The organism is Roseomonas sp. F4 (genome assembly GCF_053891155.1).
The window spans coordinates 284,196-307,043 of record NZ_JBSSHK010000004.1; the positions used below are offsets into that span (position 1 = coordinate 284,196).

The window sequence follows — 22,848 nt, forward strand, 5'->3', positions numbered from 1 at the left end:
ACCTCGTCGGACATTGCGTAGAATAGGAAGGAGGCTGCCCATGCGCCGCCGGGACATTATGGGGGCTACCGCCGGCCTCGCCACCGGCCTTTCCACCGGGCTGCTGCCCAGCGAGGCCAAGGCCCAGCGCCAGGCGCCCGCCGCGCGCGCGCCGCGTCCCGCCCCGCTGCCGACCAGCCCGGCGACCACGCCGCTGGGGCCGCTGGACACCACGGCGCGGCACGCCATGATCGTGGATTACGACACCGGCGCCATCCTGCTGGAAAAGGCGGCGGATGACCGCATGCCGCCATCCTCCATGTCCAAGCTGATGACCATGTATGTGGTCTTCGAACTGCTGAAGAACGGCCGGCTGCGGCTGGATCAGCAACTGCCAGTCAGTGAGCGCGCCTGGCGCATGGGCGGCAGCAAAATGTTCGTCGAGGTCGGCGGCTCAATCAGCGTGGAGAATCTGGCGCGCGGCGTGATCGTGCAGTCGGGCAACGACGCCTGTATCGTGCTGGCCGAGGGCATCAGCGGATCGGAGACGCAGTTCGCCGAGCTGATGAACGAGACGGCGCGCCGCATTGGCCTGCGTGACAGCGTGTTCCGCAACGCCACCGGCTGGCCCGACCCGGAACACCGGATGAGCTGCCGCGACTTGGCACATCTGGCACGGCGGATCATCCACGATTTCCCGGAATATTACAGCTACTACAACGAGCGCAGTTTTCGGTGGAACGACATCACGCAGGAGAACCGCAACCCGGCGCTCAGCCGCGTGGCCGGGGCGGATGGCTTGAAGACGGGTCATACGGAGGAGGCCGGCTATGGCCTGACGGCCTCGGCCATCCGTGGCGGGCGACGGCTGATCCTGGTGGTGAACGGCCTGCCTTCGATGCGCGCGCGCGCCGAGGAAAGCGAGCGTCTGTTCGAATGGGCCTTCCGCGAATTCGAGAATGTCGTGGTTTTCCGCGCCGCCGATACGGTGGAGGAAGTGCCGGTCTATCTCGGCGATCGCGCCACGGTGCCGCTGGTCGCCGGCCGCGACCTGGTGCTGACCCTGCCGCGCCAATGGCGGCGCAATCTGGAAGTGCGGGTCCGCTATGATTCGCCGGTGCAGGCACCGGTCAGCAAGGGACAGGGGATCGGCACGCTGCTGATCTCCGGCCAGGGCGTGCCGGAGATGAACGTGCCGCTGATCGCCGGCGCCGATGTGGACCGGCTCGGCCTGTTCCCGCGTATCCCGGCAGTGATCGGGCGCTGGTTCGGCGGCTGAATTGGACCTGACCATCTCGGACCGGGCCATGCGACGGCCGGGCCGATTCATCACGCTGGAAGGCGGGGAGGGGGCAGGCAAGTCCACTCAAGCACGCTGGCTCGCCGCGCATCTGGCTGGGCGCGGTCTGCCGGTGGTGCTGACGCGCGAGCCGGGCGGCGCGCCGGGGGCGGAGGCGATGCGCCGGCTGTTGCTGGGCGGGCAGGGGCTCGACCCGGTGGCGGAGGCGCTGCTGGTGTTCGCCGCGCGGCGCGACCACTTGGTCAGCACCATCCGTCCGGCTTTGGCGGCGGGAATGTGGGTGATCTCCGACCGCTTTGTGGACAGCACGCGCGCCTATCAAGGGGCCGGGCAGGGCGTGCCATCCGAGGCGATCGAGCAGTTGGCGGCGATCGCGCTGGAGGGCCAGGCGCCCGACCTGACGCTGGTGCTGGACCTGCCGGTGGAAACGGGCATGGCCCGGGCACGGCAGCGCGGCGTGGCGGCGGATCGCTATGAAAGGCTCGATGCCGCCTTCCATCAGCGCATCCGCGACGCCTTCCTGGCCATCGCCGCCGCCGAGCCCGCGCGCTGCGCCGTGGTGGATGCACGGATGGATGCCGGCACGGTGGCCTGCGCCATTGCCGCCCTGATCGACAGCCGCCTGCCATGAGCCGCGCACCCCGGGCCGCCAAGGAACAGCAGTTCGAGGACGACCCGGACCTTCCCGTTCGCTCGATGCCCGACCTGTTCGGCCATCACACCGCGGCGGAGACCCTGCAAAAGGCGGCGCAGTCCGGCCGCCTGGCGCATGCCTGGATGCTCGCCGGGCCGCCCGGCATCGGCAAGGCGACGCTCGGCTATCGCTTCGGCCGCTGGCTGCTGGCTGGCGGGGCGGAGGGCGGGCTTCCGGAGGGGGCGACCCCGCTGCACCTCGACCCCGGCCACACCACCTTCCGGCGCATTGCCGCCGGCGCCCATGCCGATTTGCGCGCGCTGCGGCCCAATACCGGCGAAAAGGGCGGGGTGAAGCTGGTGATCCGGGTGGAGGATGTGCGCGCGGCCATCCGCTTCCTGGCGATGACCCCGGCCGAGGGCGGCTGGCGTTTCGTGTTGGTGGATGGCGCGGAGCTGCTGCGGCCGGAGGCGGCGAATGCCCTGCTGAAGACGCTGGAGGAACCGCCGCTGCGCGCCGTGCTGGTGCTGACCACGGCGGCGCCGGATCGGCTGCTGCCCACCATCCGCAGTCGCGTCCGTCGGCTGGACCTGTCGCCGCTCGGCATGGCCGATCTCGACCCGCTGCTGATGCGGCTGCTGCCGCAGCTTTCCACCACGGAACGCGCCACTCTGGGGCGTATCGCGGAAGGCTCGGCCGGCCAGGCGGTGGCGCTGGCCGAAGGTGAGGGGCTGGCGATGCAGGCGCTGGTCGATCAGGCGCTGGCCGATCCCGGCAATCGCCGTGCCTGGCACGCCATGGCGGATAGCGTGGCGGCGAAGCGCGATGGCAGCGGCTTCGCCACCTTCATCGCCCTGCTGCGGCGGGCGATTTCAGCCGGCGTGCGCCAGGCGGCGCGCGGCGAGGCGAGGCCGGAATGGCTCGTGGACCGTCCGCTTGCCGACTGGTCCACCCTGTGGGATAGGCTGGGACAACTCGCAGCCGAGACGGATGTGCTCAGCCTGGACCGCAAGCAGGCGGTCCTGACCGCGCTTCTCTGGCTTGCGCCGCCCCGGCGCTGAGGCGCGGGCTGATCGTGAAACCGGATACAAATGCCGTGACCTCAAGCTCCTATATCACGACGCCCATCTATTACGTGAACGACAAGCCGCATGTCGGGCACGCCTATTCGACCTTGGCCGCGGATGTGATGGCGCGTTGGCGGCGGCTGCAGGAGCGAGAGGTCTTCTTCCTGACCGGCACGGATGAGCACGGCCAGAAGGTGGAGAAGGCGGCGCAGGATGCGGGGATGGACCCGCAGGCCTTCACCGACAAGGTCAGCCAGAGCTTTCGCGACCTGACCGCCACCATGGGCTTCTCCAACGACGCCTTCATCCGCACGACGGAGGAGCGCCACAAGCGCGCCTGCCAGGCGCTTTGGACGAAGCTGGTCGAAAAGGGCGAGATCTATCTCGGCGCCTATGAGGGCTGGTACGCGGTGCGCGACGAGGCCTTCTACGGGCCGGACGAATTGGTGGAGCGGGACGGGGTGAAATACGCCCCCTCCGGTGCGCCGGTGGAATGGGTGAAGGAGCCGTCCTACTTCTTCCGCCTCTCTGCCTGGCAGGACCGTCTGCTGGCCTATTACGACGCCAACCCGGATTTCATCCTGCCGGCCAGCCGGCGGAATGAGGTGGTGGCCTTCGTGAAGTCGGGGCTGTCGGACCTGTCCATCTCCCGTACCTCCTTCACCTGGGGGGTGAAGGTGCCGGGGGACGACAGCCATGTGATGTATGTCTGGATCGATGCGCTGACCAACTACATCACCGCGCTCGGCTACCCGGACGAGACCGCGCCAGCATGGAAGCTGTGGCCGGCGGAGGTGCATTTCGTCGGCAAGGACATTCTGCGGTTCCACGCCATCTATTGGCCTGCCTTCCTTCTCGCCGCCGGCCTGCCGGTGCCGAAGCGCGTCTTCGCGCATGGCTGGTGGACCAATGAGGGCCAGAAGATCTCGAAGTCGCTGGGCAACGTCATCGACCCAGTGGCGCTGGTCGAGGAGTTCGGCCTGGACCCGCTGCGCTACTTTCTGCTGCGGGAAGTGCCCTTCGGCCAGGATGGCGATTTTTCGAAGACCGCATTGGCCAACCGGCTGAATGGCGAGCTGGCGAATGCGCTAGGCAACCTGGCGAACCGCACCCTTTCGCTGATCCAACGCAATGCCGAGGCGCTGCTGCCGGAGGCGACCGCGCCCACCGAGGCCGATGCCGCGCTGGCTGCCCAGGTGGCGGCATTGCCGACGGTGGTCGGCGCGCATCTGGACCGCCAGGAATTCCACCTGGCGCTGGAGGCCATCATGGCCGCGGTGCGCGACGCCAATGGCTATATCACCGTCGCCGCCCCTTGGGCCTTGAAGAAGACCGATCCGGTGCGCGGCCTCGCCGTGCTGCGCCACCTGCATGACGCGCTGCGCGCCTTCGCCACGGTGCTGCAGCCCTTCATGCCCGGGACCATGGCGAAGCTGCTGGATCAGCTCGGCGTGCCGGAGGCGGCGAGGGGGCTCGACGCGCTCGCTACCCCGCTGCCCGCCGGCCTGGCTCTGCCGCCGCCGGAGCCGCTGTTCCGCAAGATCGAACAGGCCGCCTGACCATGCTGATCGTCGACAGCCACTGCCACCTGGATCATTTCCAGGGGGTGGAGCAGGAGGATGTGGTGGCCCGCGCCAAGGCGGCCGGCGTCGGGGTGATGGTCTCCATCGGCACCCGGCTCGGCGCCCAGGCGGCGACGGTGCGGGAGATCGCCGATCGCTATGAGGGCGTCTTTTGCACGGTCGGCGTCCACCCCCAGAACGCCGGCGAGGAACCGGTGCCGGAAGTCGCACAGATCTTGGCCGAGGCGGATCATCCGCGCGTGGTGGGCCTCGGCGAAAGCGGCCTCGACTATTTCTACGACAAGGCGCCGCGGGACGTGCAGCAGCTCGGCTTCCGGCGGCACATCGCGGCCGCACGGCAGTCCGGCCTGCCGCTGGTGATCCATGCGCGGGATGCAGATGCGGATATTGCAACGATCCTGGAGGAGGAGGATGCGGTCGGGAAATTCCCCTTCCTGCTGCATTGCTTTTCCTCCGGCGCGGAGCTGGCGCGGCGGGCGGTGGCACTCGGCGGCTACATCTCCTTCAGCGGGATGCTGACCTTCCCGAAGTCCGACGCCATCCGTGCGGTCGCCGCCGAGACGCCGGCCGACCGACTTCTGGTGGAGACGGACAGCCCGTACCTCGCGCCCGTCCCCTTGCGTGGAAAGCGCTGCGAGCCGGCCTATGTCGTGCATACGGCGGCGAAGCTGGCGGAGGTGAGGGGGCTCGGCATCGCCGCCCTGGCGGAGCTGACCACCGGCAATTTCCATCGCCTGTTCACCCGGGCTCTCTAGACCATGATCCGTAAAAACGGATCATGGTCTAGCCTTCGCCGTGAGGGTGATTCACCGCTACGGCGATTCCGCCTTCGCGGATCACGCTCTAGATGCGGGTGACGCTGCTGGGCTGCGGCGGTTCGGCCGGGGTGCCGCAGCTTGGCGGGCCGGATGGGCGCGGCGACTGGGGCGTCTGCGACCCCGCCGAGCCGCGCAACCGGCGCACCAGGACCTCCGCGCTGGTCGAGGATGCCGCCGGGCGGCGGCTGCTGATCGATGCCGGGCCGGATCTCCGCCAGCAGCTTCTTTCCTGCGGCATCGCAACGATTGATGCGGTGGCCTTCACCCATGCCCATGCGGATCATGTGCTGGGCGCGGACGACTTGCGCATCATCAACCGGCTGCGGGGCACGGCGCTGGACGCCTTCGGCGATGAGATGACGCTGGCGCTGCTCGGCCAGCGCTTCGACTACGCCTTCCGCCCGCCGACACCGCCCGGCTTCTTCCGCCCGGCGCTGACCGCCCGGATGGTGGCGCCTGGCGAAACCGTGGAGATGGCCGGGATGCCGGTGCGGGTGCTGCGCCAGGACCACCGGGTGATGGAGACGCTGGGCTTCCGGATCGGCCGCTTCGCCTATTCCACCGATGTGGTGGCACTGCCGGAGGAGAGCCTGGCGGCGCTGGAGGGGTTGGACACCTGGGTGGTCGGCTGTTTCCAGCGCAAGCCTCATCCGGTGCATGCCGGGCTGGAGCAGATGCTGGACTGGGTGGCGCGGCTGCGGCCGCGGCGGACGGTGCTGACGCATATGGGCACCGACATGGATTTTGCCGAGCTGCGCCGCGTGCTGCCGGCGGGCGTCGAGCCGGGGCATGACGGGATGGTGCTGGAGCTGAGCTGAGTTCACCCTCCGTTCCAGCGCACCCCCGGTCAAAGCCGGGTGGCCAGGCTTTCGTCCTGCCAATCCACATGAAGTGCCCGAGTTGATCCCAGGCTTATCCCCATGTCTGTTTTTTCCATAATATTCCTTATGCGACAAACAGGCATGGGGATAACGGCGACCGGGTTTGGGGATTGATCGCCCTGCGTCAGGATGGCGGCCTTCCCCGGAGAGTCGCCCGCCATGCCGCCCACCGATCCCGCCCCAAATCCCGCTGGCGCCCTGACGCGGCTTCTCGACATCATGGTCCGGCTGCGTGCCCCGGATGGCTGCCCCTGGGACCAGGTGCAGGATTTCGCCTCCATCGCCCCCTACACCATCGAGGAAGCCTATGAGGTCGCGGATGCCATCGCCCGCGGCCCGGATTTTCCCCAGCTAATGGATGAACTCGGCGACCTGCTGTTGCAGGTCGTCTACCACGCCCAGATGGCGGCCGAGGCCGGCCATTTCGGCTTCGCCCAGGTGGCCGAAACCATCTCCACTAAGATGATCCGCCGCCATCCGCATGTGTTCGGCGAGGCCGCCGCCCGCGACGCCGGCATGCAGAACACGGCCTGGGAGGCGCAGAAGGAGGCCGAGCGCGCCGCCAGGGCCGAGACTGGCACCCTCGCCGGCATCCCGCCGGGCCTGCCCGCCCTCACCCGCGCGCTCAAGATTTCCCGCCGCGCCGCCCGCGTCGGCTTCGACTGGCCGGATGCCAATCAGGTGCTGGACAAGCTGGAGGAGGAAGCGGCGGAGCTGCGGGCGGAGCTGCCTGCGATGGACAAGGCCCGCCAGGCGGATGAGCTGGGCGACCTGTTCTTCGTCATGGTGAACCTGGCCCGCAAGCTGAATCTCGACCCGGAGCAATGCCTCGCCGGCGCCAATGCCAAGTTCGAGCGCCGCTTCCGGGCCGTGGAAGGCCGTCTGGCGGCGCGCGGCCTGGCGCCTGCGGATGCGGGGTTGGAGGCGATGGAGGCCGAATGGCAGGCGGTGAAGGTGGCCGAGAAAGGCTAGGCCAGAGGCGCATGTCCGGCATGTAGTAGCGCTACATCGCTTAACTGTAGTGCTACATTCGGGGTTGGCCTGCGAAGATCTGTGCCCCGCAGGCTCGGGGACCTCTGGAACGGAGGGTGAACATGTACGAATTTCAAAAATGAACGTTGCTTGAGGACAACCAGACCTTCATTCATGAGGCTGAACGCGAAAGGAGGGGCGATCCGGAATGATCGAGACAGGTGTCGCCCTGCCCGCCGGCCTCCACCGCCTCTTGCAGAAGCTGGACCCGCGCCAGCGGCGCGTCGCCGCGCTGATCCGCGCCGGCAATGCGGCCCGGGACCGGCGGGACTGGGCAAGGGCCGCCGCGAGCTATGACGCAGCGCTGGCGCTCGACCCCCGGCGCGCGCCCATCCGGGTTCAGCAGGGCCATGCGCTGAAGGAGATGGGCGATCCTGAGGCTGCGCTGCTGGCCTACCGCGCCGCACTCGCCTTGGCGCCGGGGAACACCGACACGGCCTTGCATCTGGGCTATCTGCTGGCCCGCGAGGGTCAGCGGCAGGAAGGATTGCGCGTGCTGCGCGCAGCCGGTGGCGCGGACCCGCGCCTGCAGGCCGCGATCACGGAGGTGACCTGGCAAGGCTTTGACGTGGCCTGGCGCGCGGCGGAAGCCGCCCTCGCCGCCGGTGACCAGGCCGCCGCCGCCTCGGGCTATCTGGCCGCCACCGCCTATGCGCCGGCGGATGCCGCGATCCTGGCCTTGCTGGCAGACCGGCTCTACCAGACAGGGTCCCGCCAGGCGGCCGTCGCCGCCGGTCAGCAAGCGCTCGCCCTCAGCCCCGGCCAGCCTCAGGCCGAGACGGTGCTGGCGCTGGCGGCGCGGGATGACGGCGACCACGACGCCGCCTTCGCCCGCCTGACCGATACGCTCCAGCGGCACCCTGACAACCCAAGGGCACGGGCGGCGCTACAGGAGCTGCGCGCCGCGATGAACCTCGACATTCGCCACCGCATCGCCGTCGAGCGCGGGGTGCGGGCGGAGGATCTGCCGGCCGCGTTCGACTTCGTCTGCTTCGGCACCACCGGCACCTGCAATGCCTCCTGCGCCCATTGCCCGACCAACAAGCCGGAAACCGCCCTGTCGCCGCGGCACCCGATGCCGATGGCGCTGTTCGAAGGCATCCTGCGGCAGATGGCGGAGCATCATTTCTCCATTTTCGGCCAGATCTCGCTGGGGTTGTTCGGCGACGGGCTAGTCGACCCGATGGTGGTGCAGCGGGTCCGGATGGCCCGCGAGCTGTTCCCGGAAGCGGTCATCTCGGTGAACACCAATGGCGCAGCGTACAATCCCCAGCGCCACCGCCCGCTTTTCGACAGCGTCACCCACATCGCCCTGCATGTGGAATCGCTGGTGCCAGAGACCTATGGGCAGTTGATGGCCCCGCTGCGGCTGGAACGCGTGCTGCCGAAGGTCGAGGCGGTGCTGCGCGACTTCCCCGGCAAGGTGAATGTCAGCGTCCCGGTCAGCCGGCTGAACCGGGCGGAGCTGCCGGCGATCCGTGCATGGTTCCTGGAACGTGGCGCCAACGGTGTCGCCTTCGACGGGCTGAGCAGCCGCTGCAGCCGCGACCGCACCGTCTTCGACCGGCTGAGCCTGCACGCCACCCCGATCCGTTGCCGGCCGGACGAAATCTTCGACAACCTGATCATCGATTGCGACGGCGCCGTGATGATCTGCTGCGCGGATTTCGAGCGGCGCGAGCCGGTCGGCAACCTGGCGCAGGACAGCCTGATCGACACGCTGCTGTCCCCCGCCCGGCGCGAGGTGCTGGAGTTGTTCGCCGCCGGGCGCCATGCGGAGCGGGAAAGCTGCCGGCTCTGCTATGGGGACGCGCCGACCGTTCTCGCCTGACCTTTTGTTTGATCGCATGATTCAGACCTTCGGTGCCTTCGCACCTTCGGTCATCATGCTCAGCTGGTCGGCGCCCCCTCCCCGGCCCGGACCACCTTCTTCTCGGGCAGCGGAATCCATTCCGTCTCGCCTGGCACCGGGGCGCCGAAGCGGTCGCGATTCCAGTCGGCCTTGGCCTGCTCGATCCGCTCCCGCGAGGAGCTGACGAAGTTCCAGAACAGGTAGCGCGGCCCATCCATGCTGGCGCCGCCCAGCAGCAGCAGCCGCGCGCCGAGCGGCCCTGCCTTCAGGGACATGCGGTCGCCGGAGCGGAAGACCAGCATGCGGCCGGCCTCGAACACCTGGCCCGCCACCTCGACGCTGCCTGAGAAGACATAGGCGCCGCGCTCCTCCTGATGGTCCGGCATCGGCACCTGGGCGCCGGGGGCCAGCACGGCATCGGCGTAGAACAGCTCGCTGGGCGTCGCGACCGGGGAGGCGATGCCCCAGGCGTCGCCGGCCACCAGCCGCAGCTTCACACCCTCCGCATCCAGGGTCGGCAGCTGGGCCGCGCCGTGATGGACGAAGGCGGGCGCCGTCTCCTCATGCGACTTCGGCAGCGCCACCCAGGACTGGATGCCGGAGAGGCGATGTGGCGCCACGCGGCGCTGCTTCGCCGTCCGCTCGGAATGGACGATGCCCTGCCCCGCCGTCATCCAGTTCACGTCGCCGGGCGCGATGGCCAGCTCTGTGCCCAGGCTGTCGCGGTGCTCGATCTCACCCTCGAACAGATAGGTGACGGTGGACAGGCCGATATGCGGATGCGGGCGCACATCGACGCCGGTACCGGTCAGGAACTCGCCGGGGCCCATCTGGTCGAAGAAGATGAAGGGGCCGACCATCTGCCGTTCCTTGGCCGGTAAGGCGCGCCGCACCTCGAAGCCGCCGATGTCATGGGTGCGGGGCAGGATGACGGTCTCGATGCCCTGGGGCAGCGGGTTGGTCGGGTCGATGAGGGTGGACATGGCGCTTTCTCCCGATGGGTCGATGCACCAGATGGACCGGCGGCATCCTGAGGGCGAATCATCGCCCGGGATAACCACCATCCGCAAATCGCATCAGCGGGCGAGGCGGAATTCGGCCAGCACCCGCCGCCCTTCCGGCGACATGCCCGGTGCCGCCTCCACCAGCAGCGCGGCGAGGCTCTGGGCCAGGGCGGCCCGGCCCTGCTGCACCGTCTCGATCGCGCGGCCCAGCGCGGCCGGGTCGGGCCGGTCGCGGGTCAATTCCCGCCGCACCGCCGCCAGGGCGTCCCGCTGCGCCAGGAACTGCGCCATCACGGTGCCGCGGCGCGGCGCGAAGGCCTGGCGCAGGCGTGCGGCATCCGCCTCCGGCAGCGCCTGCATCAGCCGCAGCAGCGGTCGGTCACCCAGTTCCAGCGCCAGGCCGGCCGTCTCCAGCGGGGGTGTGTCGCGCCAGGTCTGGGCGGCGAAATAGGCGCCTGCGAACAGGTTCAGCGCGAGCGAGGCGAGCAGCACCAGCCGCAAGCGGGTCAGGCTGGTCATGGGGTGTCCTCCTCGAACAGGGCCAGGGGCTCGGTCAGCAGCAGATCGAGCAGCGCATCGCCGGAGGGCGGCAGCGGCACCCCATGACCGGCGAACCAGCCCGCCAGCACCACCCCGGCCAGCCCGACGCCAACCGGACGGGCCAGCAGCCAGCTCCATTCCTGCCGGATCCGCCGCCACGGCCCTGCCTCCCGCCGCGCCTGCTCCGCCCGGATGCGGGCCATGCTGGCGGCGACCACGGCGGTGGCGCGCAGGCGGTCGGCGGGGGTTTCCTCCGGCCTTGCCCGCAGCAGCGCCTCCAGCCGAGCGGCCTCCATCCAGACGGCGCGGGCGGCCGGATCGCGGTCCCGCAACGCCAGGGCGGCGGCGCGCCGGCCGGGCGGCCATCGCGCCGGGTCGGCGCCATAAGTGTCGAGCATCTCGGCAAAATCGTGGATCTGCATGGTCAGACTCCCTGCATCCTCGCGCGCAGCGCCGCCCGGCCCCGGCGCAGCAGCGACCAGAAGGCCCGCAGGTCCAGCCGCAGCGCGGCCGCGGCCTCCGGCCCCTCCATCTCCTGGTGGTAGAACAGCGTCAGCGCGGCACGCTGGCGGTCCGGCAGGGCCGCCAGATGCGTCTCCAGCGCCGCCAGTTCCGCGCGGCGACTTGCGGCTTCCAGGGGTGACGGCGCGGCATCCGCAGTCTCCGCCGCCATCTCCAGCGGCAGGTCGGCACCGCGCCGGCGCAGCCTGTCGAGGCACAACCGCCAGGCGATGGCATGCAGCCAGGTGCCGAGCCGCGCCCGCGCCGGATCGAAGCGGCCGGCCTGGCGCCAGAGCCGCAACAGTACCTCCTGCACCACCTCCTCCGCCTCCGCCCGGTTGCGCAGCATGCGGTCGGTGAAGCGCAGCAGCGCGGGGGTGTGGCGTTCCGCGACCAAGCGGAAGGCCGCCGAATCGCCGGCCGCGATGGCCTGCATCAGCTCCGCCTCGCCAGGTTCGGCCAGCGCGGGGCTGGAGACCCATTCAGCCGTCACACCCATCCCGCCCTGCCCGCATCGCGCCCATCTCCGCTGCTTTCAGGCGGTGATACGGGCGGGATCGGTGGAATCGTCGCGCGGTGGTGATGAAATTTCCACAGGCCGGTCGCGGCGACTTTGCCCGGACGCCGCGTATCACGGCCGATGACCCATCGCCCCACCCGCCGCCTCCTCTGGCTGACTGCATGGCTGCCGCTGGCGGCCTGCAGCACCCACAGCGTGGAGTGCCTGACCCTGGATCTCGAATCCGGCCTGGCCTGGCGCAGCCGGGCCCAGTCCTGGCGGCTGCTGGGTGTGGCGGAGCCGGTGAGCTGCGCGCCCCCGGCCCTGCCGCCACCGGCCGATGGACCACCCAGCCTGCCGCCGCCGCCGGGTTCGCCCGGCACGGCGCCGATGCGCAGTTGAAGGAGACGTCGCCATGCCTCGCCTCGCCTTTCTGCCGATCCTGACCGCCCTGGTCGCCCTGCCCGGAATGGCCTCGGCCCAGGCCTATATCATCGCCCCCGCGCCGCCGGTCGTGATCCGGAAAGCGCCCGTGGTGGTGGTGCCGCGCCCGGTGGTGGTCCGCCCGCCGGTGGTGGTCGTGCCACGCCCGGTCGTCATCCGCCCGCCCGTTGTGGTGCGAGGCCCTGTCGTCATCCGCCGCTGGTGAGCGGAAGCCCCTCGCTGAAAGGAAACCAAGATGTCGCGAAGCCTGATCCTCGTCACGCTGCTCGTCACCGCCGCGGTCCTGCCCGCCGCCGCGCAGCAGCCGCAACAGCAGCGCGCCCTGCTGAATGCCTGCGGCGCCGACTACCGCACCCATTGCGCCAATACCCCACGCGGCGAGGGCCGCATTCTGGCCTGCCTGCGCCAGAACAGCGCCCAGCTGACGCAACCCTGCCGCGACGCGCTGGCGCGGCTGCCGAGCCGGTGAGCGCCATGCGCCGTATCCTTCTTCTCGCCGCCACCGCGATGCTGATCGCGCCGGCCGCCGGCGCCTGGGAAAAGTCGGGCAGCGTGACGACGCCGAACGGCACCTGGACCGGCAGCCGCTCGGCGGCTTGCGCCGATGGTACGTGCAGCCGCGCCGGCAGTGTGACGAACCCGCAGGGGCAGGTCTGGTCCCGCCAGGGCCAGGTCACGCGACAGGCGCCGGGCCAGTGGAGCGGCAGCCGCAGCGCCGCCGGGCCGAATGGCCAGGGCTATTCCCGGAACTGGACGCGCAGCCGATAGGTCAAGCGGGCGGATAGGCGATCGCCACCACCTCGATCTCCTCCACCCCCGCCGGGGTGCGGAGCTTGCGTGTATCGCCGACCCGCGCGCCGAGCAGCGCACGGGCCACCGGCGCGACCCAGGAGATGCGGCCGGCCGCGCTGTCGGCCTCATCCACACCCACAATGGTGATCGTGACCTCGGCATCGTCGGACAGGCGGGCATAGGTGACGGTGGCGCCGAAGAAGACCTGGTCGCGCCGCGTCTGCGCCGCCGGATCCACCACCTGCACCCGTTCCAGCCGTTTGCGCAGGAAGCGCACCCGGCCGTCGATCTGGCGCAGTCGGCGCTTGCCATATTGGTAGTCCGCATTCTCCGACCGGTCGCCGAGGCCGGCGGCCCAGGAGACGATCTCGACCACCTTGGGCCGTTCCTCGTCCCAAAGTTTCCGCAATTCGGCGCGCAGGGCCTCATGCCCCGCGGGGGTCATGTAGAAGGGGGTGCCGGGTGGCAGGCCGGGCGGGCCTTCATCGTCCTCGTCGTCATCCTGGGGCATCACGCGGTACTGCCCGAGACGCCGGCGGCGCGAAAGCCCGCCCGATGGGTTCAGCGGCTGACCGGGCGGGCCGCGATATCGACAAAAGGCTGCGGCAGGCCCTGCACGCCCAGTTGGATCAGCGCCCGGGGCCAGTCGAACTGGTCCCAATGTTCGGCGAGCATGCCGTCCCGCACCGACCAGAGGTCGATGACGTCGAACTCAACACGCTGGCCGCGTGGCCCGATGCCGAGGAAGCCGGGCCCGGTCAGCGTGCCCGTCCAGGTCCATCGGGTGACGACCCGGTCCGTGGTGGCGAAGACATCGTGCAGGATGAAGCGGGCATCCGGCATCGCCTGGTAGATCACCGGCAGGAAGTCGATCAGCCCCTGCCGGCCCTGCGGCACCAGGGGGTTATGCTGGATGTAGTCGCGCGCCACGATCCGTTCGAGGATCGCGACGCGGCTCGCCTGGTCCCGCGTGTTCAGCAGGACCTCGGAGAAGGTGCGGCCGAGCCAGGTGTTGTAGGCGACCGTGCCGGCCGGTGCGGGCGGCGTCAGGCTCTGGGCAGTGGCGGGGGCGGCGGCAAGGGCGGCCATGGCGGGGGCGGCCAGGGCGCCAAGCTGTCGGCGGGTCATGGGAATGCCTTTCGGGACCGGGCGCGGCACGGGCCGTGCCGCTTCACCCGAGCGGCATTATTGATCGATCAATCCTGAACAAGGGCTATCTTGCGAATTATTGAGCGACCGACCAACTATGTGCGGCACGAGGAGGCACGGCATGGCGCGGCCGCGGGAATTCGACACGGAGGCGGTGGTGCGCCAGGCGATGGAGGTGTTCTGGCGCCGCGGCTACGCCGCCACCGCCATGTCCGACATCTATGAAGCGACGGGGCTGAAGCCCGGCAGCGTCTATGCCGCCTTCGGGGACAAGGAGACGCTGTTCCAGCGGGCTTTCGCGGCCTATGCCCGCCACTTCCGCGCCACCCTGCCCACCGGCCCGACCGGGCTGCCCGCCATCCGCGCCTGGCTCGACGCGCAGGTGCGACTGGCCACCGAGGACCCGGAGCGGCGCGGCTGCCTGATCGTCAATACGGTGATGGAGCGGGAGGTGCATTCCGAGGCCACCCGCGCATTGGCGCAGGGCCGGCTTCAGGAAATCCGCGACTTTTTCGTCGAGCATGTGGCGCTGGCGGTCCGCGACGGCGCCCTGCCCGACGGCACGGCCGTGCCCGCGAAGGCGGATGCGCTGCTGGGTGCCGTGGTCGCCATCATGTCACTCGGCCGCGCCGGCGCGGACCGGACCACCATCGCCCATGTCGCCGAGGGCGCGATCGCGGCGCTCAATCCAACGCCTCATTCTTGATTGATCGATCCTGCGCGGTAGCGCCTGAAGGTCGTTAGCCGTCGCCCAGCAGCGCGTCCCGCGCTTCCTGCCAGGAGGCCTGGTCGGGCGCGCAGATCAACCCGCCGGTGACATGGTGGCTGGCCTCGTAGGGGCTGCCGTCGAAACGGGCGGAATAGCCACCAGCCTCCCGGTGCAGCAGCCAGCCTGGCGCGTGATCCCAGGGCATCAGCTTGTTGTAGAACAGCAGATGGGCATGGCCGCTGGCGGCCAGCCGGTATTCATGGGCGGCGCAGCGGAAATTCACGATGCCGGCGAGCTTCGGCAGGCGCGACGCCACCTGAGTCCGTTGCGGCTCCTTCAAAAAGCCCCAGGAGACGGCGCCGATCATGCGGTTCATCGGCACGGGGGCGGCGACGCGGAGATCGGCGAAGCGCTTGCCCTCCGCATCCTCGAACCAGGCCCCCTCCCCGCGCAGCGCCACCGCGGTGTCGTCGCCCAGCGGGTCGTGGATCCAGCCGGCGACCACCTCCCCCTTCACGAAGGCCGCCGCCATGCAGCCGAACAGCGGCATGCCCGCGGCGAAGTTGGCGGTGCCATCCACCGGGTCCACCACGAAGGCGAGGTCGGCGTCGGCCAGCTTGGAGAGCAGCGAGGCATCGGCGGCCGTCGCCTCCTCCCCCACCACCACGCAGCCGGGGAAGCGGGCGCGCAGCGCCGCCTCGATCATGCGTTCGGCGGCCTCGTCGGCCTCCGTCACCAGGTCGAGCGGGCTCGACTTGGTGCGGACATCGCCGGCGGCCAGGCGCCGGAAGCGCGGCAGGATCTCGGCGCGCGTGGCGTCGCGCAGCAGCGCGGCCACATCGCGCGCGGCCTTGGTGTCGAAGCGCATCAGGATCCCCGTTGTTCGAAGCGTGCCCGATCGGCCGGCGTCAGGCGCACCGTGACGCGGATCGCGTCCTCCGCATCCTCCCGACCCAGCACCTCGCCATGCTCATAAAGCCAGGCGAGGCCGGCACCGTCGCCCGGGGCGATGCGGTATTCCGCCGTCTGCATCCCGGCGGTCATCCGCGCATCCAGCGCGTCGCGCAGCGCATCCAGCCCGTCGCCCGTCAGGGCAGAGACGGCGATGGCGCCGGGAATTTCCGGCACCGAATCCACCCCGCCCATCAGGTCGGCCTTGTTCAGCACCTCGATGACGCGGTTGGGCCAGGATTCGTCCATGGCCGCGTCGTCGCCCTCCGCCATCTCGCCCAGCACGCCAAGCACATCGGCGCGCTGCGCGGCGCTGTCCGGATGCGCGGCGTCGCGGACATGCAGGATGATGTCGGCCGCCGCCACCTCCTCCAGCGTCGCCCGGAAAGCCTCGACCAGCTGGGTCGGCAGGTCAGAGATGAATCCCACGGTGTCGGAAAGGATGACCGTGCGGCCGGAAGGCAGCTTGATGGCCCGCATGGTTGGGTCCAGCGTGGCGAACAACTGGTCCTGCGCGAAGACGCCGGCCCCGGTCAGGGCATTGAAAAGCGTGGATTTTCCCGCATTGGTGTAGCCGACCAGCGCGACAACCGGATAGGGCACGCGGGCGCGAGCGGAACGGTGCAGGCCGCGCGTGCGGCGCACCTGCTCCAGCTCCTTCTTCAGCCGGATGATGCGTTCGTCGATCAGCCGCCGGTCGATCTCGATCTGCGATTCGCCTGGACCGCCGAGGAAGCCGAAGCCGCCGCGCTGACGCTCAAGGTGGGTCCAGGACCGGACCAGCCGGGTGCGCTGATAGGAGAGATGGGCGAGTTCGACCTGCAACGCGCCTTCCTTGGTCCGCGCGCGTTCGCCGAAGATCTCGAGGATCAGACCGGTGCGGTCGATGACCTTGGCGCCCCAGGCACGTTCGAGGTTGCGCTGCTGCACAGGCGTCAGGGCGGCATCGACCACCACCACGCTGACGCCGTGGCGCTCACATTCCTCATGCACCATGGCGACCTGGCCCTCCCCCAGCAGGCTGGAGGAGCGCATGGCCCGCAGGGGAAAGATCGCCGAATAGACGACGGTCAGACCGATGGAGGCGGTGAGCCCCACCGCTTCGGCAAGCTTCGCCTCCGCCGCGCGATTGGACGCGGCCTCTCCGCCGCGCAGGGTGCGGTCATGGGGCAGGATCACAGCGGCCCGGGTCGGGCCGTCGCGGGTGTCCTTCAGGCTCCGGCCAGGGCCGGATTCGGCCGGGCTGGTCGGGTTAATCGCGCGATCCGACAGGTGTCACCTCTCGCCCCAGGGTCAGCCGGTTCGGGGCCGGTGCGCCCATGCCTTCCGCGGATTGCGTCGCCGTGCCGGCGCCGGCACCCGCCGCCGTCGCGTCGAACAGCATGATCGGCGCGCCCGGCATCACCGTGCTGATGGCGTGCTTGTAGACCAGCTGGGTGTGCCCGTCCCGGCGCAGCAGCACGGAGAAGTTGTCGAACCAGGTGATGATGCCCTGCAGCTTGACGCCGTTCACCAGGAAGATCGTCACCGGGGTCTTGGATTTGCGAACATGGTTCAGGAACACGTCCTGCACGTTCTGGGATTTCTCGGCGGCCACGAGGGTCGTTCCTTCTTTTTCTTGGCCAGACGGGGAGGTCTGGCCCTGGGCGGGGAGGCGCGGCATTGCCCAGGTGGCATTCATACCACCATCAAGGCCATGCCGGATGTCGCGGCCGTTTCAGGCCGCCACCGCCGCTAATGTCCCCCGGCGACCCCCGCGCTGGCAAGGTCTCGCAACCACGTCGCAAGCGCATGGCCGTCATCGAAAACGTGATCCGGCCGCGCCGCCGCCACGCCGCCATCATGCGCCGCCCGGCCGAGCAGCACGGCGGTGCAGCCGGCAGCCCGCGCCGCATCCATATCCAGCACCGTGTCGCCGATATACCAGACCGCCGGGCCGGCCGGCAGGCCGCAGGCGGCGAGCGCCATCAGGATCGGCGCCGCGCTGGGCTTGTCCGCGCTGGCATCCCCCGCACCAACCAGCGTGACGAAGTGGCCGGCCCAGCCGAGATGCGCCGCTTCCGCCCGCAGCAGCGGCCCCTGCTTGTTGGAGACGACCCCCTGCGGACCCAGGGCGCCGGCGGCCGCGATGGCCTCCGCCGCGCCCGGCATCGGGTTCAGCACATCCAGATGGCAGGACCGCACGGCGGTGTAGAAGACATCCCGCGCCCTCTCCCACTCCGCGCCGAACATCCCCGGGAAGGTGTCCCGCAGCGACCCACGGACATTGGCCAGCACCGTTTCACGGTCCCAGGACGGCATGCCGAACTCGGTGAATGTCGCGTTCAGCCCGTGCTGGATGGCCGCCCAGCCATCCACCAGGGTGTTGTCCCAGTCCCAGAGGATGCAGGCAGGCGGGGTCATGCCGCGTTCTTCACATCGCCCTTCACATGGCGTGCAAAAATGTCGAACAGCCGCCGCACCACCGGCCCGACCTTGCCATCCCCCACCGGCTGCCCGTCGATCTTCGTGATCGGCTTCACGAAGGAGGTGGCGGAGGTGATGAAGGCCTCGCGCGCCTTCCGCATGTCGTCCACCGAGAATTCCCGCTCGTCATAGGCGATGCCCAGCGTCCGCAACTCCGCCATCAGCGCCGCGCGGGTGCAGCCGGGCAACACCACATGGTCGAGGAAGCGGGTGCGGATGGCGCCGTTCTCATCGACGATCCAGAAGGTGGTTGCCGCCCCCTCCGTCACCATGCCGGTCTTCTCGTCGAACAGGATCGCCTCGATCGCACCGGCCTCCCGCGCCTTCTGCCGGGCCAGGCAGTTCGGCAGCAGGTTCACCGACTTGATGTCGCGTCGCGCCCAGCGCAGGTCCGGCAAGGTGATGCAGGCGGCCTGCCACTTGTCGACATCGGTGGGATAGGCCGGCACGCGGCGGATGGTCACCACCAGGGCGGGCGGCACGGGCTTCGTCGGGAAGGCATGGTCGCGACGCGACACGCCGCGCGTCACCTGCATATAGAGCAGCCCTTCCCGAACCCGGTTCCGCTGCGCCACTTCCCGCAGCACCATGGACAACGCGGCGCGGGACATCGGCATGGGCAGCGCGATCTCGCCCAGGGACCGCTCCAGCCGCGCGAGGTGCAGATCCTCATCCACATAGCGGCCATCATGCAGATGGACGACCTCATAGATGCCATCGCCGAACTGATAGCCGCGATCCTCGATGTTCACCGAGGCCTCGGACTGCGGCAGGTAGCGACCATTCACATAGGCGATCTTAGACATGATTGACTTTCCCTCAGACGCCGGGCGCGGCCTTCGGCCGCTTGGCTTCGCCGCATAAGCGGCGGCGCCCGTTCGGGCGCTCGGCCTGGGCAAAGTGGCCCAGGCCGCAGGTTGCGATGCACTTCGTCGTTTGTTGTTGGTCTGGCTATCCGCCCGCCGCTGCCGCGGGCGCGCGGTCCTCGGCATGGACGCCGAGGAACTTCAGCTTACGATGCAACGCGCTGCGTTCCATCCCCACGAAGGACGCCGTGCGGCTGATATTGCCGCCGAAGCGCAATAGCTGCGCCTCCAGATACTGCCGTTCGAACAGCTCGCGCGCCTCCCGCAGGGGCAGCGTCATGATCTCCGAGGATCGGTCCAGCTTCAGCACGGCGGGGGCGGAGGCGCCGACCTGGGGTGGCAGCATGTCCGGCCGAATCGGCTCCCGCGCATCGCCCGGCGCCATGATCAGCAGCCAGTCGATCAGGTTGCGCAGCTCGCGCACATTGCCGGGCCATTCATAGGCCTGCATCGCCGCCAGCGAATCCTCCGACAATTCGCGGGAGGCCATGCCGGAGGTCTCCCCCGAGCGCTTCATGAAATGCCGCGCCAGCGCCGGAATATCCTCCCGCCTCTCGCGCAGCGGCGGGATTTTCAGCGGCACCACGGCCAGGCGGTAATACAGATCCTCCCGGAACCGGCCGCCGGCGATCTCGGCCTGAAGATCGCGGTTGGTCGTCGCGATGACGCGGACATCGACCGTCACGCGTTGCGCCCCGCCGATGCGGACAAAGCCCTGTTCCTGCAAGGCGCGGACGATCTTGCCCTGGGTTTCCAGCGGCATATCCGCCACCTCGTCCAGCAGCAGCGTGCCGCCATGGGCGCGTTCCAGCACCCCGGCCCGGCGCGGCTGGGCGGATGGGTCTGTGCCGGCCTCCACACCGAACAGCTCCTCCTCGAAGCGGGAGGGGGCGAGGGTCGCGCAATTCAGTGCGACGAAGGGGCCATCGGCACGGCGCGACCGGCTGTGCAGCATCCGCGCCGCCACTTCCTTGCCGGACCCGGCCGGGCCGCTGATCAGCACGCGGGACCCGGTGGGCGCCACCCGGTCGATCGCCTGGCGCAGCTGGGTGACCGGGGCGGAAACGCCCACCAGCTCCGCCTCCGCCCCCGCCCGCAACCGTAATTCGCTGTTTTCCCGCTGAAGGCGGGAGGCTTCGAGGGCACGGGAGATGACCAGCAGCAGCCGGTCCGACTTGAACGGCTTCTCGATGAAGTCATAGGCGCCGTTCTGAATCGCCTGCACGGCCGTCTCGATGGTGCCGTGGCCGGAGATCATGACGCAGGGCACCCGCGGCTCCTCGCCATGCAGCGCCGCCAGGATGCCCAGCCCGTCCAGCCGCGAATTCTGCAGCCAGATATCCAGGATCACCAGCGAGGGCCGGCGCGCCTTGAAGGCGGCGATCGCCTGGTCCGAATTGGCCGCCTGCCGCGTCTCATAGCCCTCATCCGACAGGATGCCCTCAATCAGGGCCCGGATATCCGGCTCATCGTCGACGATCAGGATGTCATGCGCCATGGTCAGCCCCGTCGCGCCCCAGTGATGCGCCCTTCACAGGCGTGTCCTCTCGTCCTTGTAGCGGAACCGCACCCGAGTCCTTCGCGCCCTTCGGCGCGACGCGCGGCAATATCAGCAGGGCGCGGGCGCCGGGGCCATCCGGTCGGTCTTCCAGCTCCAAGCGACCCCCATGGTCCTCCATGATCTTCTTGACGATGGCAAGGCCGAGGCCAGTGCCTTTCACCTTGTGCGTCACATAGGGCTCCGTCAGCTGCGCCCGTTCCTCGCCCTCTGGCAGGCCGATGCCGTTATCCTGGACCACCACCGCCACATCCTCGCCCCGCGACTCGACCAGCAGGTCGATCCGGCCCACCTCGCCTTCCGCCCTTGGCGCGGAGGCCACGGCATCGGCGGCGTTCTGCAGCAGGTTGGTCAGGGCCTGGCCAATCAGGCGGCGATCCATGGGCAAGGGCGGCAGATCCTCCGGAATGCTAGTTTCGTAGTGGATTTCAGGATGCGCACCGCGTTGCAGCACCAGCGCCTCCCGCACCACCTGGTCCAGGCGATCGGGCCGGATGACGGGCTGGGGCATGCGGGCGAAGGCCGAAAACTCGTCCACCATCCGGCCGATATCGCCGACCTGGCGCACGATGGTGTCGGTCAGCGTCCGGAAGGTCTCCGGGTCGCTGACGATCTCCTTCAGGTATTTGCGCTTCAGCCGCTCGGCGGAGAGCATGATCGGTGTCAGCGGGTTCTTGATCTCATGCGCGATGCGCCGTGCCACATCCGCCCAGGCGGCCTTGCGCTGGGCCGATTGCAATTCGGTGATGTCGTCGAAGGTCAGCACGAAGCCGGCGACCCGGCCAGGCTGGCCCTCCGCGCCGATGCGGGCGATCAGGCTGCGGCGATGGGCGGGCGGGCCGATGGGGATTTCGGCGGTGCGGGCGCGGTCCGGATGGTCCCGCGCCTCCGCCACCAAGGCGCCGAATTCGGGCGCGACGCGGGCCAGTGGCAGCCCGATCGCGGCGGAGAGATCGACCCCGAGCAATTCGCTGGCGCTGCGATTGGGCAGGTTGATCCGCCCTTCCGCATCCAGGCCGATGACGCCGGCGGACACGCCGGAGAGCACCGTTTCCGTGAAGCGCCGGCGTTCGTCGATCTGGCGATAGGCCCCCATCAGTTCGCCCCGCTGGGCCGACAACTGGCTGATCATGCGGTTGAAAGCGCGGGACAGGCTGGCGAGTTCGTCATCCTGCGTCCCCTCCTCCACCCGCGTCGCCAGGTCACCGGCCCGCACCCGCTCGGCGGCGGTGATCAGGCGGGAGATCGGGCGGGCCATCTGGTTGGCGAAGACCAGCCCGACCAGCACCGCGGCCAGCAGCACCAGCAAGGCCGCGCAGGCGAAAATGAGAGCAAAAGTGATCTGGAGGCTGCCGCGATTGCGGTCGAGCTGGTCGTACTCCTGGAAGGCCAGTTCCGTGGTGCGCATATGGTCCAGCACGCTGCCATCCAGCGGCCGGCCGATCAGCAGCAGCAGCCCCGGCGGGATGTCGAGGTTGGTCACGGCGCGGACCCGGGCATCCGATTCGCCCGGCACCACCGCCACCTCCCCCTGCCGGACCTGTTCCAACGCCCAGCCGGGCGGCGGTTCGATCATCGCGCCCGGGGTGAAGCCGGCGGCGGCCAGCACCCGGCCCAGCGTCGGCTCGAAAACCACGGCCTCGGTCAGGCCGCGGATCGAGGTCTGCGTCGCCAGCAGCCGCTCGAAGGCCGGCAGGTTGTCGGGCAGGAAGACCTGGGCGGCGCGGTTCAGATCGGCGGCCATGGCCAGGGCATCGACCCGGATCTCGTCCCGGTGCTGGTCCATCCAGGCGCGAGAGGCCACCAGCGAGGCTTCGAGGGTCGAGCGCACCCGGTCGCTGAACCAGGCCTGGATGCCGAGATTGAAGAACACGGCGGCGAAGGCCGCCACGATCAGCGCCGGCACCACGGCGACGCCACCGAACAGCAGCACCAGCCGCACATGCAGCCGCGCCCCGGCACTGCCCCGCCGCCGTTCCGCCCAGACCCGTACCAGGCGGGCGACCAGGGAGCCGGCCAGCAGCAGCAGCACCCCGGCATTGAGCAGCACAACAAAGACGATCTGCCCCGGGCTGGTCGGCCCGAAGGGGCTGCCGCCGGCCAGCAGCACGAAGGTGGCGATCCCCAGCAGAACGGCCGTGACCGCCAGACCGAAGGTCGTCGCCCGGCCGAAGAAGATGTCGCCGATTCGCCGCCAGCCAAATGCCATGGCCCGCATCTATC

At 69.6% G+C, this 22,848-nt stretch carries 26 protein-coding genes; 13 read left to right on the forward strand and 13 right to left on the reverse strand.

Annotation, left to right across the window (positions count from 1 at the left end):
• The first annotated feature begins 40 nt into the window (after positions 1-40).
• The 8 genes from ACVFYP_RS17755 (at position 41) to ACVFYP_RS17790 (ending at position 9,125) form a co-directional block, all read left to right on the forward strand.
• A complete protein-coding gene (locus ACVFYP_RS17755) occupies positions 41-1,258 on the forward strand; it encodes a D-alanyl-D-alanine carboxypeptidase family protein (RefSeq protein ID WP_499201533.1) in 1,218 nt (405 codons plus the stop codon).
• A gap of 28 nt (positions 1,259-1,286) precedes the next feature.
• The gene (gene tmk, locus ACVFYP_RS17760; protein ID WP_499201534.1) at positions 1,287-1,910 is read left to right on the forward strand and encodes a dTMP kinase; all 624 of its coding nucleotides are present in this window, start codon (positions 1,287-1,289) and stop codon (positions 1,908-1,910) included.
• Entirely contained in the window at positions 1,907-2,974 is a 1,068-nt protein-coding gene (locus tag ACVFYP_RS17765; RefSeq protein WP_499201535.1) for a DNA polymerase III subunit delta', read from the forward strand. Before tmk ends, ACVFYP_RS17765 begins: the two co-directional genes overlap by 4 nt.
• Before the next feature lie 35 nt (positions 2,975-3,009).
• On the forward strand, positions 3,010-4,539 hold the full coding sequence (gene metG / locus ACVFYP_RS17770) for a methionine--tRNA ligase (RefSeq protein WP_499201536.1): 1,530 nt from the start codon (positions 3,010-3,012) through the stop codon (positions 4,537-4,539).
• Between the two features lie 2 nt (positions 4,540-4,541).
• Entirely contained in the window at positions 4,542-5,318 is a 777-nt protein-coding gene (locus ACVFYP_RS17775) for a TatD family hydrolase (RefSeq protein WP_499201537.1), read from the forward strand.
• Between the two features lie 92 nt (positions 5,319-5,410).
• The gene (locus ACVFYP_RS17780; RefSeq protein ID WP_499201538.1) at positions 5,411-6,199 is read left to right on the forward strand and encodes an MBL fold metallo-hydrolase; all 789 of its coding nucleotides are present in this window, start codon (positions 5,411-5,413) and stop codon (positions 6,197-6,199) included.
• A gap of 222 nt (positions 6,200-6,421) precedes the next feature.
• Positions 6,422-7,234: a nucleoside triphosphate pyrophosphohydrolase gene (gene mazG, locus ACVFYP_RS17785; protein ID WP_499201539.1), complete on the forward strand. Its 813-nt coding sequence runs from the start codon at positions 6,422-6,424 to the stop codon at positions 7,232-7,234.
• A 208-nt stretch (positions 7,235-7,442) separates the two neighbouring features.
• A complete protein-coding gene (locus ACVFYP_RS17790) occupies positions 7,443-9,125 on the forward strand; it encodes a tetratricopeptide repeat protein (RefSeq protein WP_499201540.1) in 1,683 nt (560 codons plus the stop codon).
• 59 nt (positions 9,126-9,184) lie between these two features.
• On the opposite strand, the gene ACVFYP_RS17795 is transcribed toward ACVFYP_RS17790, so the two are convergent.
• The 4 genes from ACVFYP_RS17795 to ACVFYP_RS17810 all read right to left on the reverse strand — a co-directional run bounded on the left by ACVFYP_RS17795 (position 9,185) and on the right by ACVFYP_RS17810 (position 11,690).
• Positions 9,185-10,129, reverse strand: a complete 945-nt coding sequence (locus tag ACVFYP_RS17795) for a pirin family protein (RefSeq protein ID WP_499201541.1) — start codon at positions 10,127-10,129, stop codon at positions 9,185-9,187.
• Positions 10,130-10,222: 93 nt separating this feature from the next.
• The gene (locus ACVFYP_RS17800) at positions 10,223-10,669 is read right to left on the reverse strand and encodes a periplasmic heavy metal sensor (protein WP_499201542.1); all 447 of its coding nucleotides are present in this window, start codon (positions 10,667-10,669) and stop codon (positions 10,223-10,225) included.
• The gene (locus tag ACVFYP_RS17805) at positions 10,666-11,112 is read right to left on the reverse strand and encodes a hypothetical protein (RefSeq protein WP_499201543.1); all 447 of its coding nucleotides are present in this window, start codon (positions 11,110-11,112) and stop codon (positions 10,666-10,668) included. Before ACVFYP_RS17805 ends, ACVFYP_RS17800 begins: the two co-directional genes overlap by 4 nt.
• Positions 11,113-11,114: 2 nt before the next feature.
• Positions 11,115-11,690, reverse strand: coding sequence for a sigma-70 family RNA polymerase sigma factor (locus ACVFYP_RS17810; RefSeq protein WP_499201544.1), 576 nt, complete (start codon positions 11,688-11,690; stop codon positions 11,115-11,117).
• Positions 11,691-11,831: 141 nt separating this feature from the next.
• On the opposite strand from ACVFYP_RS17810, the gene ACVFYP_RS17815 reads away from it, so the two are divergent.
• From ACVFYP_RS17815 to ACVFYP_RS17830, 4 genes are read left to right on the forward strand one after another with little or no spacing between them, the layout of a single operon-like run.
• Positions 11,832-12,092 (forward strand): hypothetical protein, encoded by a 261-nt coding sequence (locus ACVFYP_RS17815; protein WP_499201545.1) that lies wholly within the window; start codon positions 11,832-11,834, stop codon positions 12,090-12,092.
• A 13-nt stretch (positions 12,093-12,105) separates the two neighbouring features.
• Positions 12,106-12,339 carry a hypothetical protein gene (locus ACVFYP_RS17820; RefSeq protein ID WP_499201546.1) on the forward strand — a complete coding sequence of 78 codons (234 nt, stop codon included), beginning with the start codon at positions 12,106-12,108 and terminating at the stop codon, positions 12,337-12,339.
• Between the two features lie 30 nt (positions 12,340-12,369).
• Positions 12,370-12,603 carry a cysteine rich repeat-containing protein gene (locus ACVFYP_RS17825; RefSeq protein ID WP_499201547.1) on the forward strand — a complete coding sequence of 78 codons (234 nt, stop codon included), beginning with the start codon at positions 12,370-12,372 and terminating at the stop codon, positions 12,601-12,603.
• Positions 12,604-12,608: 5 nt separating this feature from the next.
• Positions 12,609-12,902, forward strand: coding sequence for a hypothetical protein (locus ACVFYP_RS17830; RefSeq protein ID WP_499201548.1), 294 nt, complete (start codon positions 12,609-12,611; stop codon positions 12,900-12,902).
• A 1-nt stretch (position 12,903) separates the two neighbouring features.
• Here ACVFYP_RS17830 and greB read toward each other — a convergent pair whose 3' ends face one another.
• Both greB and ACVFYP_RS17840 read right to left on the reverse strand, forming a co-directional pair.
• Positions 12,904-13,437, reverse strand: coding sequence for a transcription elongation factor GreB (greB, locus tag ACVFYP_RS17835; RefSeq protein ID WP_499201549.1), 534 nt, complete (start codon positions 13,435-13,437; stop codon positions 12,904-12,906).
• 50 nt (positions 13,438-13,487) lie between these two features.
• Positions 13,488-14,054 (reverse strand): ester cyclase, encoded by a 567-nt coding sequence (locus tag ACVFYP_RS17840; RefSeq protein ID WP_499201550.1) that lies wholly within the window; start codon positions 14,052-14,054, stop codon positions 13,488-13,490.
• A gap of 142 nt (positions 14,055-14,196) precedes the next feature.
• On the opposite strand from ACVFYP_RS17840, the gene ACVFYP_RS17845 reads away from it, so the two are divergent.
• Complete coding sequence (locus ACVFYP_RS17845) at positions 14,197-14,781, forward strand: TetR/AcrR family transcriptional regulator (RefSeq protein WP_499201551.1); 585 nt, start codon at positions 14,197-14,199, stop codon at positions 14,779-14,781.
• A gap of 34 nt (positions 14,782-14,815) precedes the next feature.
• On the opposite strand, the gene ACVFYP_RS17850 is transcribed toward ACVFYP_RS17845, so the two are convergent.
• From ACVFYP_RS17850 to ACVFYP_RS17880, 7 genes are all read right to left on the reverse strand, one after another.
• Complete coding sequence (locus ACVFYP_RS17850; protein WP_499201552.1) at positions 14,816-15,652, reverse strand: inositol monophosphatase family protein; 837 nt, start codon at positions 15,650-15,652, stop codon at positions 14,816-14,818.
• Positions 15,652-16,950 (reverse strand): GTPase HflX, encoded by a 1,299-nt coding sequence (gene hflX / locus ACVFYP_RS17855; RefSeq protein ID WP_499201925.1) that lies wholly within the window; start codon positions 16,948-16,950, stop codon positions 15,652-15,654. The genes ACVFYP_RS17850 and hflX overlap by 1 nt, the downstream gene beginning before the upstream one ends.
• A gap of 37 nt (positions 16,951-16,987) precedes the next feature.
• Positions 16,988-17,332, reverse strand: a complete 345-nt coding sequence (gene hfq / locus ACVFYP_RS17860) for an RNA chaperone Hfq (protein ID WP_499201553.1) — start codon at positions 17,330-17,332, stop codon at positions 16,988-16,990.
• A 137-nt stretch (positions 17,333-17,469) separates the two neighbouring features.
• Positions 17,470-18,138, reverse strand: coding sequence for an HAD family hydrolase (locus ACVFYP_RS17865; protein ID WP_499201554.1), 669 nt, complete (start codon positions 18,136-18,138; stop codon positions 17,470-17,472).
• Entirely contained in the window at positions 18,135-19,007 is an 873-nt protein-coding gene (locus ACVFYP_RS17870) for a D-amino-acid transaminase (protein WP_499201555.1), read from the reverse strand. The genes ACVFYP_RS17865 and ACVFYP_RS17870 overlap by 4 nt, the downstream gene beginning before the upstream one ends.
• 145 nt (positions 19,008-19,152) lie before the next feature.
• Positions 19,153-20,565, reverse strand: a complete 1,413-nt coding sequence (ntrX, locus tag ACVFYP_RS17875) for a nitrogen assimilation response regulator NtrX (protein ID WP_499201556.1) — start codon at positions 20,563-20,565, stop codon at positions 19,153-19,155.
• Positions 20,555-22,834, reverse strand: coding sequence for a sensor histidine kinase NtrY-like (locus ACVFYP_RS17880; protein WP_499201557.1), 2,280 nt, complete (start codon positions 22,832-22,834; stop codon positions 20,555-20,557). The genes ntrX and ACVFYP_RS17880 overlap by 11 nt, the downstream gene beginning before the upstream one ends.
• Between the last annotated feature and the right edge of the window lie 14 nt (positions 22,835-22,848).